At 66.3% G+C, this 12,103-nt stretch carries 14 protein-coding genes and 4 tRNA genes; 12 read left to right on the top strand and 6 right to left on the bottom strand.

Annotation, left to right across the window (positions count from 1 at the left end):
* Window positions 1-14: 14 nt before the first annotated feature.
* Together ACWPXE_RS17360 and ACWPXE_RS17355 are read right to left on the bottom strand one after the other, a co-directional pair.
* Window positions 15-1,259 carry an ABC transporter substrate-binding protein gene (locus tag ACWPXE_RS17360; protein WP_454018764.1) on the bottom strand — a complete coding sequence of 415 codons (1,245 nt, stop codon included), beginning with the start codon at window positions 1,257-1,259 and terminating at the stop codon, window positions 15-17.
* A 158-nt stretch (window positions 1,260-1,417) separates the two neighbouring features.
* Window positions 1,418-1,858 (bottom strand): MarR family winged helix-turn-helix transcriptional regulator, encoded by a 441-nt coding sequence (locus ACWPXE_RS17355; RefSeq protein ID WP_454018763.1) that lies wholly within the window; start codon window positions 1,856-1,858, stop codon window positions 1,418-1,420.
* Window positions 1,859-2,724: 866 nt separating this feature from the next.
* On the opposite strand from ACWPXE_RS17355, the gene ACWPXE_RS17350 reads away from it, so the two are divergent.
* Both ACWPXE_RS17350 and ACWPXE_RS17345 read left to right on the top strand, forming a co-directional pair.
* Complete coding sequence (locus ACWPXE_RS17350; RefSeq protein ID WP_145626917.1) at window positions 2,725-4,029, top strand: outer membrane beta-barrel protein; 1,305 nt, start codon at window positions 2,725-2,727, stop codon at window positions 4,027-4,029.
* Window positions 4,030-4,261: 232 nt separating this feature from the next.
* Window positions 4,262-4,834, top strand: coding sequence for a polysaccharide biosynthesis/export family protein (locus ACWPXE_RS17345; protein ID WP_237903159.1), 573 nt, complete (start codon window positions 4,262-4,264; stop codon window positions 4,832-4,834).
* A gap of 526 nt (window positions 4,835-5,360) precedes the next feature.
* Here ACWPXE_RS17345 and ACWPXE_RS17340 read toward each other — a convergent pair.
* The 4 genes from ACWPXE_RS17340 to ACWPXE_RS17325 all read right to left on the bottom strand — a co-directional run bounded on the left by ACWPXE_RS17340 (window position 5,361) and on the right by ACWPXE_RS17325 (window position 6,731).
* Window positions 5,361-5,819: a hemerythrin family protein gene (locus tag ACWPXE_RS17340; RefSeq protein ID WP_454018762.1), complete on the bottom strand. Its 459-nt coding sequence runs from the start codon at window positions 5,817-5,819 to the stop codon at window positions 5,361-5,363.
* A 38-nt stretch (window positions 5,820-5,857) separates the two neighbouring features.
* Window positions 5,858-5,933: transfer RNA gene (locus tag ACWPXE_RS17335), tRNA-Thr, on the bottom strand.
* A 91-nt stretch (window positions 5,934-6,024) separates the two neighbouring features.
* On the bottom strand, window positions 6,025-6,447 hold the full coding sequence (locus tag ACWPXE_RS17330; protein WP_454018761.1) for a 23S rRNA (guanosine(2251)-2'-O)-methyltransferase RlmB: 423 nt from the start codon (window positions 6,445-6,447) through the stop codon (window positions 6,025-6,027).
* Window positions 6,444-6,731 carry a hypothetical protein gene (locus ACWPXE_RS17325; protein WP_454018760.1) on the bottom strand — a complete coding sequence of 96 codons (288 nt, stop codon included), beginning with the start codon at window positions 6,729-6,731 and terminating at the stop codon, window positions 6,444-6,446. The genes ACWPXE_RS17330 and ACWPXE_RS17325 overlap by 4 nt, the downstream gene beginning before the upstream one ends.
* Window positions 6,732-7,021: 290 nt before the next feature.
* On the opposite strand from ACWPXE_RS17325, the gene ACWPXE_RS17320 reads away from it, so the two are divergent.
* The 10 genes from ACWPXE_RS17320 (at window position 7,022) to rplL (ending at window position 12,042) form a co-directional block, all read left to right on the top strand.
* Window positions 7,022-7,107: transfer RNA gene (locus tag ACWPXE_RS17320), tRNA-Tyr, on the top strand.
* 64 nt (window positions 7,108-7,171) lie between these two features.
* Window positions 7,172-7,245, top strand: a tRNA-Gly gene (locus ACWPXE_RS17315).
* Window positions 7,246-7,326: 81 nt separating this feature from the next.
* The gene (tuf, locus tag ACWPXE_RS17310) at window positions 7,327-8,517 is read left to right on the top strand and encodes an elongation factor Tu (protein ID WP_014241041.1); all 1,191 of its coding nucleotides are present in this window, start codon (window positions 7,327-7,329) and stop codon (window positions 8,515-8,517) included.
* A gap of 154 nt (window positions 8,518-8,671) precedes the next feature.
* Window positions 8,672-8,747 (top strand) — tRNA-Trp (locus tag ACWPXE_RS17305).
* A 69-nt stretch (window positions 8,748-8,816) separates the two neighbouring features.
* Entirely contained in the window at window positions 8,817-9,014 is a 198-nt protein-coding gene (secE, locus tag ACWPXE_RS17300) for a preprotein translocase subunit SecE (RefSeq protein ID WP_035675069.1), read from the top strand.
* Window positions 9,015-9,019: 5 nt separating this feature from the next.
* Window positions 9,020-9,550, top strand: coding sequence for a transcription termination/antitermination protein NusG (nusG, locus tag ACWPXE_RS17295; protein WP_014241052.1), 531 nt, complete (start codon window positions 9,020-9,022; stop codon window positions 9,548-9,550).
* A 133-nt stretch (window positions 9,551-9,683) separates the two neighbouring features.
* Entirely contained in the window at window positions 9,684-10,118 is a 435-nt protein-coding gene (rplK, locus tag ACWPXE_RS17290) for a 50S ribosomal protein L11 (RefSeq protein WP_014241051.1), read from the top strand.
* 4 nt (window positions 10,119-10,122) lie between these two features.
* The gene (gene rplA, locus ACWPXE_RS17285) at window positions 10,123-10,824 is read left to right on the top strand and encodes a 50S ribosomal protein L1 (RefSeq protein WP_035675066.1); all 702 of its coding nucleotides are present in this window, start codon (window positions 10,123-10,125) and stop codon (window positions 10,822-10,824) included.
* A 267-nt stretch (window positions 10,825-11,091) separates the two neighbouring features.
* Window positions 11,092-11,610 carry a 50S ribosomal protein L10 gene (gene rplJ, locus ACWPXE_RS17280; protein WP_237903163.1) on the top strand — a complete coding sequence of 173 codons (519 nt, stop codon included), beginning with the start codon at window positions 11,092-11,094 and terminating at the stop codon, window positions 11,608-11,610.
* A gap of 57 nt (window positions 11,611-11,667) precedes the next feature.
* Window positions 11,668-12,042, top strand: a complete 375-nt coding sequence (gene rplL / locus ACWPXE_RS17275) for a 50S ribosomal protein L7/L12 (protein ID WP_035675064.1) — start codon at window positions 11,668-11,670, stop codon at window positions 12,040-12,042.
* The last annotated feature ends 61 nt before the right edge of the window (window positions 12,043-12,103 follow it).

Below are 12,103 nucleotides of genomic sequence, written 5' to 3'. Positions count from 1 at the left end.
AAGCGCTCCGCCCCTTACTCCGGACGCGTCTTGCGGACGGCCTCGTCGGATGGCAGATAGTCCGCGCCGTCGGCGTAGCGCCAGCCGGTCATCACGCCCTGGCCGCCTTTCACCGTGGTCTTGCCGACATAGGCGCCCATCGTCGCTTGATGGTCGAGCGCGCGGAAGGTGATCGGGCCGAAGGGGCTGGACAGGGCTAGGCCGGACAGCGCGTCCACGAGCTTCTCCGGATCGGTGGAGCCGGCCTTCTCCACGGCAGCGGCGATGGCCTTGAAGGTGGCGTAGCCGACGACCGAGCCCTGGCGCGGCGGCTCGTTGAACCGTTTCACATAGGCTTCGCGGAAGGTCTTGTGCTCCGGTGTGTCGATCTGCTCCTGCGGGTAACCGGTGACGATCCAGCCCTCCGGCGCCTCGTCCTTCATCGGGTCGAGATATTCCGGCTCGCCGGTCAGCAGGCTGACGACGGTGCGGTTGCGGAACAGGCCGCGACCCTCGCCCTCGCGCACGAACTTGGCGAGATCGGCGCCGAAGGTGACGTTGAAGATGGCGTCGGGCTTCGCCGCGGCCAGCGCCTGCACGGTCGGTCCGGCTTCCAGCTTGCCCTGGGCCGGCCACTGCTCGGCGACGAACTCGACGTCCGGCCGCTTCTCCGACAGGAGCTGGCGGAACCACTGCACCGCCGACTGGCCGTACTCGTAGTTGGGGGCGACGGTGGCCCAGCGCTTGGCCGGCAGCTTCGCCGCCTCCTCCACCAGCATGGCCGCCTGCATGTAGGTGCTGGGGCGCAGGCGGAAGGTGTAGCGGTTGCCCTTGGTCCAGGTAATGGCGTCGGTCAGCGGCTCCGCCGCGACGAAGGGCATCTTGTTGCGCGCGGCGAAGTCCGCCACGGCCAGCCCGACGTGGGAGAAGTAGGTGCCGGCCAGCAGTTCGACCTTCTCGTTCGACAGCAGTTCCTGCGCGACGCGCACGGCGTCGTCCGGCTTGCCGGCGTCGTCGCGGGAGACGACCTCCAGCTTGCGCCCGCCGAGCAGGCCGCCCGCCGCGTTCACCTCCTCCACCGCGAGTTGCCACCCCTGGCGGTAGGGGATCGTGAAGGCCGGAAGGCCAGTGTAGCTGTTGATCTCGCCGACGCGAATCGGCTGGCCGCCTGATTGGGCCGGGGCGGATTGCGCCTGGGCGGCGGGCATCGGCGCGGCGATCCAGAAGGCGGCGGCGAGGGCGGCAGCGCCCGGCGCAAGCAGGAAATGGCGGCGGTTCATGGTCGGCGGTATCCCGGCGCGGTGGACGGCTGCGTGAACGCATGGAGCGGCAGCCTGAACGCAATGTCTGCGTTCATAGCAAACCCACGGCAAAAGTCACCGTTCCGTTGCGCCGCACCAAGCCTGTTTTCCGCGGGCCGGTGCCGGAACTGCCGGGCTCACATCAGGCGGGAGAGGAGCATGAGGAAGGTCGCCTGCTCCTCCGGGGTCAGCGGGTCCAGCGTGCGGTGATGCGCCTGGGTGGCGTTTCCAAGCAGGGCGTTGACCAGCGATTGGCCGGTTCGGGTCAGGCTGACGCTGGTGCGTCGCCGGTCCTGCGGGTCCGGCTGGCGTTCCACCAGCTGGCGCTCCACGAGGCGCAGGATCACGCCCTGGGTGGTCGCCGGGTCCATGAAGGTCAGCCGGCCGAGCTGGTTCTGCGACAGCGACCCCTCGGTCCGCAGGGTGACCAGGGCGCCCCATTGGGTGGGGGTGAGCTGGGAGTCGCCGATCATGTCCATGAAGATGGAGGACGCGCGCTGATGAGCCCGGCGAAGGCGATAGTGCACCTGCCCGGTCAACAGGTAATCGTCGGTCGGAAGATGGGCGATGTGATCCATGGGCGCACACGAGCGTTGCGGAGCCGGACCGTTTCCGGTTGCGGCGGGTGTCGGCGAAACACCGTGCGACAGGTTCGGCGCCGGTCCCGGGGAATGCTCCAGGGCGTGCGCCAAATGCAGCAGGCTTCGCATTGAAGCCTAGGGATGGAAGTCGCAATAGGCAACGCTCGCTGCTGCGGCATAGGGCCACAGTCTAGGACCGTCTACTATTTACAATGCAAAGCACTCGCGAACGAAGATGAGCCGCACCTTTCAAGAATCTTTCCTGGGGGACTGGGATGCAATCTGCATATGCGGGTGTGTTTTGGTCATACCAGACGGCAGCCCATATTTCGATTATGGGTTTTGTTTCGGTGGATAGGTGTTCGGCGGCGGAGTCCTTTCGCGGTCGGACTTCGGAAGGTCGCCGTCCGGCGGCGGGACACTCCCGGGTGTGTAGGGCGGCATTACGACATCGTCGCCAGGGTGGCGGGGCGACTTGGGCGGCGGGGGAGTGGTCAGCGGTCTGGTCATGCTTGGTGTTTCCTCATGGTTCCGGTTGGAGGCTCTGGTCCGCCTTGGGTGAACGGATGCCGCCGATTGCTGGTTCCCAAGGACGCCAGCACGTGAGGTCTCTTGGTCCTATGACCTTAGCTCTAATGACGCGGGCGTATGGCAATAGTGCGCCCGTCTGACGCAAGTCTTGTTGCGCCAACAACACAGGCGCGGGCAAAAACCACGGCTGAACGGCTTCACTGTTGCACGGACATCACGCCATGAGTTGTCTTTGCAGCGACTGTCCGCTTCTGCCGGAGCGGCGATTGCACATTCCAAGGCCATTCGGCCGCCCGATACGAGCCACTGATTTCAGCCTTGCGCGGTGACCCATGAAGCCCAGCTCCCTGTCCTTCCTCGCCCTCGCGCTCGCGTCCACCGTGCTGACGGCGCTGCCCGCGGCCACGCCGGTGAGCGCCCAGGAACTGCAGCCCGGTGAATCCGTGCTGGAGCGCCGCCGTCCGGAGGTCGAACAGCTCGGCATCCGCGCCGGATCGTTCCTTATCCTGCCGCGCATCGAGACCGGCCTGACCTATGAAAGCAACGTCTTCGCGACCGAGAACGACACCCGCGACGACTTCATCTGGGTCACCCAGCCGCGCGTCGACGTGCGTTCGGATTTCAACAACCACGCCCTGAACTTCTCGGCCTCCGGCAACATCGGGCGCTTCTTCGACTATTCGTCGGAGAACTACGCCGATTACCGGGCGCAGGTGGACGGCCGCTACGACATCACCCGCGACTCGTCGGTCAGCGGCCTGCTGTTCAGCCGCCGCGACCATGAGGGGCGGTCCGACCCGAACTTCGACGTGTCGCTGGCCACCGGCACCGTGGTGCCGCGCTTCGCGGAGCCGGTGAACTACTTCACCCACGGCGGCGAGGCTTCGTTCAACCAGCGCTTCAACCGCGTCCGTGTCCGCCTGACCGGCGGCGCCCAGTACACCTCCTACCAGGACGCCGAGCTGAGCAATGGGCAGACGGAGTCGCAGGAGGACCGCGACCGCTGGAGCTACACCGGCACCGCCCGCGTCGGCTACGAGTTCATCCAGGGCTACGAGGCCTTCGTTCAGGGCTCCTACAACTGGACTAATTACCGGCTGAGCCAGGACTTCGGCGGCGTCAACCGCGACTCGGAGGGCTACGAGGTCGTCGGCGGCCTGTCCACCGACCTGACCGGCCTGATCAACGGCGAGATCTATGCCGGCTATCTGAGCCGGACCTACGACGATCCGACGCTGAAGGACTTCGGTGGTCTGGCCGTGGGCGGCCGCCTGAACTGGTCGGTGACCCAGCTCACCTCGGTCACCGGCTCGCTCAGCCGTCAGGTCCGGGAATCGACCTATGCCCGCGGCAGCCAGATCGCGTCGAGCTACAACCGCACCGTCGCTGCTGTCGGCGTGGATCACGAGCTTCTGCGCACCTTGCTGCTGAACGCCCGCGTCCAGTGGCGTCAGGACGACTTCAACGGCGTGGACCGCACCGACGACGTCTACACGTTGGGGGCCGGCGCCAGCTATCAGCTCAGCCGCTATATCTTCGTGAATGGCGGTTATACTTACGAAAAGCGTAACTCGAACCTCAGTGGCTTCGATTACTCCGACAATCTGGTTTATCTGCGCGTCGGCGCTCAGATGTAATCAGATTGTATCGAGGAATACGGAAGGGGCGTCCATCTGCCGATGGGCGCCCCTTTTGCATTTCCGCCTATACGGTGACGCGAATCCTTTTCCTCCGTTGGCGTTACTTCCTCTCCACTTTTTCCCAAGCGCGTGCGAGTTGCTAGTCTCCCTCCGTGACCGCTCAGGGTTCGGCCGCTCCGACCGCGGATGGCTGGGCCCGATGTCCTCACGAGCCATGGAAGGGTATGGGATGAATCGACGTAACGTGTTCCGCGCGCTCGGAATGACCGTGGTCGCCGCCGCGATGGTCGGCTGCGCCGGTGGCCAGGACGCCCCTCTCGAACCGCCGGGCGTCGCCCAGATGACGGATTACCGCCTGGGGGCCGGCGACGCGCTTCGCGTCATCGTCTTTGGCGAGGAGCAGCTGTCCGGCGAGTTCCGCGTCGACGGTTCGGGCAAGGTCGCCATGCCGCTGATCGGCGAGGTGACAGCCCGCGGCCACACCCCGCGCGAGCTGGAGTCGGACATTTCCAAGCGCCTGTCGCAGGGCTACGTCCGCGACGCCAAGGTCAGCGTCGAGGTGCTGAACCACCGGCCCTTCTTTATTCTGGGCGAGGTTCGCAACCCCGGTCAGTACCAGTATGTCAACGGCATGACCGCCCTGTCCGCGGTGGCGATGGCCGGCGGCTACACCTACCGCGCCAAGGAGGACTATGTCCTGATCACCCGCGGGGCCGATCCCAAGAAGGAGCTGCGCCGGGCTCCGATCACCACGCCGGTGATGCCCGACGACGTGCTGCGCGTGCCGGAGCGCTACTTCTGATCGGCGACCGGTTCCGAACACTCGCCAGACGGTCCATCAGACGGCCCATTCGTTTCGGAAAACTGGGGTATGCGCCCCGTCACCATTCGACGCCATGACGATGTCCCTCTTCCCGACGGGAAGAGGGACATTTTTTTTCGCACAGATTTTTCCGGCGGCGGCGGTCACCCGTCGTCGCGGGTGCCTTTGCCGAAGGGAAGATCGCCCTTGCGGAAGGCGTCGGCGCCCTTGGAGTGGCCCGATGGCGCGCGCGCTTCGGGAGGGGCTGGATCGTGAGCGCTGGCGGCGGGGGCGGGCGGGTGCCCGCGGCCTCGTCGTCGGTGCCCAGCGGCGCCGCAGCGGGGTCGGCGGCGGGGATCTTGTCGCCGGTCAAGCCCTTGTCGATGGCGTCGCGCAGGCGCTGCGCCCGGCGTTGGGTGTGTCGGATGTGTCCATGAAGGAACCTGGGTCGGTTGCGGGAAGGGATTGTCCCTCCTCCAACCGGAGCCCGGAGACGCGGTTCCCCGGAGAGGGCGGCGCGGCCGCCTCAGGAGCGCAGGGCGTCCCGGTCGGCCTCGTCCAGGCCGTCGAGCCAATCGTCCATAGTGATCATCGGCGACTCGTCGCCGGCGCGCCGGGCGGCCTCCACCAACTCCGTGTCGGCGGTGTTGGAATGGACGATGAACCACAGCATCAGTCGATTCGCATCGTCGCTGGTCACCGGATCGCCACGCTGCGCGGCCTCGATCAGCGCATCGATGTTGGCGAGATAGCCGCGGTGGGCATGCTCGTGCCGCTCCCGCCGGTCCGCGGCCAGGACGGCCATCTCCGCCGTTTCCGTGGCGAAATGCTCAGCCACTTCGCGCCGGAGCGCGGTCAATTCCACCAGTCCGACAGTACCGCCCGCGGTCATCGTCGACAGGAGGTCGAGGATGGCGCCGTGCTCCGCGTCGATGACGCCGGAACCGGTCGGGATCAGGGAGCGGCCATCGGGGGCGGGCGTCATGGGGTGGGGCCGGGCGTCGGTCTGGCGAGAGGAAAAGGTGGTGCCGGTTGCAGGGCTCGAACCCGCGACCTTCGGTTTACAAAACCGCTGCTCTACCAACTGAGCTAAACCGGCGTGCCGCCTGGCCAGACCGCGGCGGGCGCTTACACTAGCGTCCTCCGCGGTCCGCAGCAAGCCTCACCTGTGCGGCGCGTTCGGCGCCGCGTCAGCGCAGCCGGGCGACCTCGTAGAGCGCGACGGCGGCGGCGTTGGAGACGTTCAGGCTGCCCACCGGTCCTTGGGTCGGCAGGCGCGCGACGATGTCGCAGCGCTCCATGGTCAGGCGGCGCAGTCCGGCCCCCTCGGCCCCCAGAACCAGCGCGGTGCGGCCCGTCAGGTTGCACTGGGCGAGCGTGCTCTTCCCCGACTCGGCAAGGCCGACGGTCCAGAAGCCGGCCTGCTGGAGATCGGCGAGCGCGCGGGCGAGGTTGGTCACGCGCACCAGCGGCACCGACTCCAGCGCTCCCGAAGCGCTCTTGGCGAGAACGCCGGTGGTCTCCGGTGCGTTGCGCTCCGTCACCACCACCGCTTTGGCCCCGAAGGCCGAGGCGGAGCGCAGGATCGCGCCGACATTGTGCGGGTCGGTCACCTGGTCGAGGACGACGACGAGCGCCGACGGGTCCGATCGGCCTCCACGCAGAGGTCCTCGATCCCGATCTCGTCCAGGGGGACGACGTCCACCGCCACGCCCTGGTGCACGGCGCCCGGCGGCAGCATGCGGTCCAGGTCGTTGCGGTCGGCCGGCATCAGGCTGGGGCGCTGGAGCCCGCGGGCCTTGGCCTGGGCCAGCACAGGCTCCAGCGCGGCGCGGCCCGCCTCCGTCGCGATCAGGCGGTGGATGCGCCGCTCCGGGTTCAGCCACGCCGCCGACACCGGATGCAGGCCGTAGAGCAGGACGCCCTGCGCGCCGCGCCCGGGAGAGGGCGGTCGCCGCGCGACTCGCGGTGGGATGGGGAGTGGTTCTTGGCCGGGGCAGGGGGCTGGCCGTGGGGCGCGGATGGCTTCTTCGAACGGGTCATGGTGTCCGGCTGAAGGGGGCAGGCCTAAGCCCGCCGCGGTTATTCACAGTTTTCTGGTTTGGACTGCTTCAGACGTGTTGACAAGGCCTGAAAAATTCTCATAGTGCCGAACTCCGCGGCGGGCATGTCTCGCAGCGGGCCTGAGGAAGGGTGGCCGAGTGGTTAAAGGCAGCAGACTGTAAATCTGCCCGCGTACGCGTACGCTGGTTCGAATCCAGCCCCTTCCACCACTACATTCCACGGCTTGTCCGTGATCGCAGTTCCCGGTCGATAGCGCCGGGCGGGGCGTGGCAGGCGGGTGTAGCTCAATGGTAGAGCAGAAGCCTTCCAAGCTTACGACGGGGGTTCGATTCCCCTCACCCGCTCCAATCCCCCCGCGCTAAGGGAAATGTCGGTCTCGGCCGGGCCATTGTGTGCGTCCGGAACGTCGGGAACGAAAGACCAAAGCGATGGCGAAGGCAAAGTTTGAGCGGAACAAGCCGCACTGCAACATTGGCACGATCGGCCACGTCGACCACGGCAAGACGTCGCTGACGGCGGCGATCACGAAGGTGCTGGCCGAGAGCGGCGGCGCGACCTTCACCGCCTACGACCAGATCGACAAGGCGCCGGAAGAGAAGGCCCGTGGCATCACGATCTCGACCGCCCACGTCGAGTACGAGACGACCAACCGCCACTACGCCCACGTCGATTGCCCGGGCCACGCCGACTACGTGAAGAACATGATCACGGGCGCCGCGCAGATGGACGGCGCGATCCTGGTCGTGTCGGCCGCCGACGGCCCGATGCCGCAGACCCGCGAGCACATCCTGCTGGCCCGCCAGGTCGGCGTGCCGGCGCTGGTGGTGTTCATGAACAAGGTCGACATGGTCGACGATCCGGAGCTGCTCGAGCTGGTCGAGATGGAGGTGCGCGAGCTGCTGTCCTCCTACCAGTTCCCGGGCGACGACATTCCGATCGTCAAGGGCTCGGCGCTGTGCGCGCTGGAGGACCGTTCGCCGGAGATCGGCCGTGACGCGATCCTCAAGCTGATGGCCGAGGTCGACCAGTACATCCCGCAGCCGGAGCGTCCGAAGGACCGTCCGTTCCTGATGCCGATCGAGGACGTGTTCTCGATCTCGGGCCGCGGCACGGTGGTGACCGGCCGCGTCGAGCGCGGCATCGTCAAGGTCGGCGAGGAAGTCGAGATCGTCGGTCTGAAGACCACGGTCAAGACCACCGTGACCGGCGTGGAGATGTTCCGCAAGCTGCTCGACTCGGGTGAGGCTGGCGACAACATCGGCGCGCTCCTGCGCGGCACGAAGCGTGAGGACGTCGAGCGCGGCCAGGTTCTGGCCAAGCCGGGCAGCATCACGCCGCACACCACCTTCAAGGCCGAGGCCTACATCCTGACGAAGGAAGAGGGTGGCCGTCACACGCCGTTCTTCACCAACTACCGTCCGCAGTTCTATTTCCGCACGACCGACGTGACGGGCATGGTGAAGCTGCCGGAAGGCACCGAGATGGTGATGCCGGGCGACAACATCTCCATGGAAGTCGAGCTGATCGCTCCGATCGCCATGGACGAGGGTCTGCGCTTCGCCATCCGCGAGGGTGGCCGGACCGTCGGCGCCGGCGTCGTCGCCTCGATCATCAAGTAAGTTAAAGGAGTCGATCCCGCCGCCGTTCCTCCTTGGCTCGGCGGCGGGATTGATCCTTGTCGATTTCGGCGTGTCGGCCGATAAAAAGGCTAGCAAGCCACGCGGCTATGCGCTATAAGCTCCGCTCCCCGCCGGGGGTAGAGCCTGCGGCGATAGGAGTGTAGCTCAATTGGTAGAGCACCGGTCTCCAAAACCGGGGGCTGGGGGTTCGAGCCCCTCCACTCCTGCCACGCCGTACCGAACAAGAACGGGTCGCTGACCGCGCCCTACACGTCGCACCGGAGCCCGCACGGTCTACGATGGCTAAAGTGAACCCCGCAGAATTCGCGCGCGACGTCCGCCGCGAGGTGGCCAAGGTCACCTGGCCGACCCGCAAGGAAACCGGCGTGACGACCGCCATGGTGTTCGTCATGGTCGTGCTGGCTTCGCTGTTCTTCCTCGTCGTGGATCAGGTGCTGGCCTTCGCCGTCCGTATGATCCTTGGGCTGGGAGCCTGATCGCCATGGCCGCGCGCTGGTACGTCGTTCACGTCTATTCGGGCTTCGAGAAGAAGGTTTCCCAGGCCATCCGCGAGAAGGCGGCTCAGAAAGGTCTGGAAGACAAGTTCGAAGAAATCCTGGTGCCGACCGAGGAAGTGGTCGAGGTGCGCCGGGGTTCCAAGATCAACACCGAGCGGAAGTTCTTCCCCGGCTACGTCCTCATCAAGATGGATTTGACGGACGAGTCCTGGCATCTCGTGAAGAACACGCCGAAGGTCACCGGCTTCCTGGGCGGCGGCGGCAAGCCGCAGCCGATCAGCCAGCGCGAAGCCGAGCGGATCATCCATCAGGTGCAGGAAGGCTTTGAGCGCCCCAAGCCCTCGATCACCTTCGAGGTGGGCGAGCAGGTTCGCGTGAGCGACGGCCCCTTCACCTCCTTCAACGGCACCGTCGAGGAAGTCGACGAGGAGAAGGCCCGCCTCAAGGTGGCGGTGTCCATCTTTGGCCGCTCCACACCGGTCGAGCTGGAATACACCCAGGTCGAGAAGGTCTGAGTTTAGAGTTTTCCCGGGGCACGTGATGAACAGTCACGTGCTCCTTTCTGCTGCGGAAGGCCCGCCATAGCCGCACCGCAAAGCCCCGCGACGCCCGTCAGCGTATCGAGGCGTCGTATCTGGAGGTTGTGACATGGCAAAGAAAATCGTCGGCTTCATCAAGCTGCAGGTTCCGGCCGGCAAGGCGAATCCGTCGCCGCCCATCGGCCCGGCGCTCGGTCAGCGCGGCCTGAACATCATGGAGTTCTGCAAGGCGTTCAACGCCAAGACGCAGGACCTGGAAGTCGGCATGCCGATCCCGGTGGTCATCACCGCCTACGGCGACCGTACCTTCACCTTCGTCACGAAGACCCCGCCGGTCAGCTACTTCCTGAAGAAGGCCGCTGGCATCGACAAGGGCTCGCAGACCACCGGCAAGGGCGCTTTCGCCGGCAAGATCACGAAGACCCAGATTCGTGACATCGCCGAGAAGAAGATGAAGGACCTGAATGCCCACGACGTCGAGGCGGCCGCGAGCATGATCGCTGGTTCCGCCCGCTCGATGGGCCTCGAAGTGGTGGAGGGCTGATCCCATGGCGAAGCTCGGCAAGCGACTGACCGATTCCTACAAGAAGGTCGACCGCGAGGCGCTCTACTCGCTGGAAGGCGCCGTCTCCCTGATCAAGGGCCTGCCCAAGGCGAAGTTCGATGAGACCATCGAAATCGCCATGAACCTGGGCATCGACCCGCGTCACGCCGACCAGATGGTCCGCGGCGTGGTGAACCTGCCGAACGGCACCGGCAAGACCGTTCGCGTCGCGGTGTTCGCCAAGGGCACCAAGGCGGACGACGCCCTGGCCGCCGGCGCGGACATCGTCGGCGCCGACGACCTGGCCGAGAAGATCCTGGCCGGCAACATCGACTTCGACCGCTGCATCGCGTCCCCGGACATGATGGGCGTCGTCGGCAAGCTCGGTAAGGTCCTCGGCCCGCGCGGCCTGATGCCGAACCCGAAGCTGGGCACCGTGACCCCCGACGTGGCCGGCGCCGTCAAGGCCGCCAAGGCCGGCGCGGTGGAGTTCCGCGCCGAGAAGACCGGCATCGTGCATGCCGGCGTCGGCAAGGCCAGCTTCTCGGAAGAGGCTCTGGTGCAGAACATCCGCGCCTTCGTGGATGCCATCACCCGCGCCAAGCCGACCGGTGCCAAGGGCCAGTACCTGCTGAAGGTCTCGCTGTCCTCGACGATGGGCCCGGGCCTCAAGCTCGATCTGTCCACTCTGGCCGCCACGGCCTGAGTGATCTGAGTTTCGCCGCCGATTCCCTCGGGAGCCGGCGGCGATCGGGTGTCCCTGCGGGGATGCCCACCCTGTCCAAGACCGCTGGTGCTCGCGCTTCCCCGGAGGCAAGGGCTTAAACCCGCCAGAGCAGACAGGAGTTGAACCGTTAACCACGCGGGCTTGCCCGCGGTTCAGGAACGGCTCGAACTTCTGGGACAGGTTCGCCGGGGCTCCCCACCGAAAGGGAAGGGGCCCCACGTAAACCTCTGTGCAAGGAGGCGATCCGTGGATCGTACACAAAAAGAAGCGGCGATCGCGGACCTGCAGTCGAAGCTCCAGGACACGGGCCTGGTGGTGGTCACCCACCATCTTGGCCTGACGGTGGCGGAAGTCACCGACCTGCGTGGCAAGATTCGGGCCGCGGGCGCGAGCTTCAAGGTGACGAAGAACCGGCTCGCCCGCCGCGCCCTTCAGGGCACGCAGTTCGAAGGTCTGGACGGTCTCTTCAAGGGGCCGACCGCGATCGCTTACTCGAAGGATCCCGTCGCGGCCGCCAAGGTGGTGGCTGACTACGCGAAGACCAACGAGAAGCTGAAGATCGTCGGTGCCGCTCTCGGCGACCAGATCCTCGACGCGGAGGGAGTTAAGGCGCTCGCCACGCTCCCGTCGCTGGACGAACTGCGCGCCAAGCTCGTGGGCATGATCCAGACCCCGGCGACCCGCATCGCCGGCGTTCTCCAGGCTCCGGGCGGCCAGGTCGCCCGTGTGCTGGCGGCCTACGCGAAGAAGGACGAGGCGGCCTGAGCCGCATCCGTCTAGCTGTCTACCCATCCCAGAACATCGAGTTGTTGGAGCATCAAAATGGCTGATCTGCAGAAGCTGGTCGACGATCTCTCGGCCCTGACCGTCATCGAGGCCGCCGAGCTGTCGAAGCTGCTGGAAGAGAAGTGGGGCGTCTCCGCCGCCGCTCCGGTGGCCGTTGCCGCCGCCGGTCCGGCCGCCGCCGCCGCCCCGGTCGAAGAGCAGACCGAGTTCAACGTGATCCTCGCCGACGCCGGCGACAAGAAGATCAACGTGATCAAGGAAGTCCGCGCCATCACCGGCCTGGGCCTGAAGGAAGCCAAGGACCTGGTCGAAGGCGCCCCGAAGCCGGTCAAGGAGGCCGTGTCGAAGGACGAGGCCGCCAAGATCAAGAAGCAGCTTGAAGAGGCCGGCGCCAAGGTCGATATTAAGTAAGACCGTCTTGCTGCGACGGATAAGACATATCCACGCCGGACGGCGGCTGGTCCCCGAGGGG

It is taken from the genome of Azospirillum sp. Marseille-Q6669 (genome assembly GCF_965111635.1).
Note: the sequence above shows the minus strand (reverse complement) of the source record. Positions and strands in the feature narration are given on the sequence as shown.

Bases quoted from the DNA above. Each gene is read 5' to 3' on its own strand.
- ACWPXE_RS17360 (WP_454018764.1), bottom strand. From the start codon at position 1,259: ATGAACCGCCGCCATTTCCTGCTTGCGCCGGGCGCTGCCGCCCTCGCC.
- ACWPXE_RS17355 (WP_454018763.1), bottom strand. From the start codon at position 1,858: ATGGATCACATCGCCCATCTTCCGACCGACGATTACCTGTTGACCGGG.
- ACWPXE_RS17350 (WP_145626917.1), top strand. From the start codon at position 2,725: ATGAAGCCCAGCTCCCTGTCCTTCCTCGCCCTCGCGCTCGCGTCCACC.
- ACWPXE_RS17345 (WP_237903159.1), top strand. From the start codon at position 4,262: ATGAATCGACGTAACGTGTTCCGCGCGCTCGGAATGACCGTGGTCGCC.
- ACWPXE_RS17340 (WP_454018762.1), bottom strand. From the start codon at position 5,819: ATGACGCCCGCCCCCGATGGCCGCTCCCTGATCCCGACCGGTTCCGGC.
- tuf (WP_014241041.1), top strand. From the start codon at position 7,327: ATGGCGAAGGCAAAGTTTGAGCGGAACAAGCCGCACTGCAACATTGGC.
- secE (WP_035675069.1), top strand. From the start codon at position 8,817: ATGGCTAAAGTGAACCCCGCAGAATTCGCGCGCGACGTCCGCCGCGAG.
- nusG (WP_014241052.1), top strand. From the start codon at position 9,020: ATGGCCGCGCGCTGGTACGTCGTTCACGTCTATTCGGGCTTCGAGAAG.
- rplK (WP_014241051.1), top strand. From the start codon at position 9,684: ATGGCAAAGAAAATCGTCGGCTTCATCAAGCTGCAGGTTCCGGCCGGC.
- rplA (WP_035675066.1), top strand. From the start codon at position 10,123: ATGGCGAAGCTCGGCAAGCGACTGACCGATTCCTACAAGAAGGTCGAC.
- rplL (WP_035675064.1), top strand. From the start codon at position 11,668: ATGGCTGATCTGCAGAAGCTGGTCGACGATCTCTCGGCCCTGACCGTC.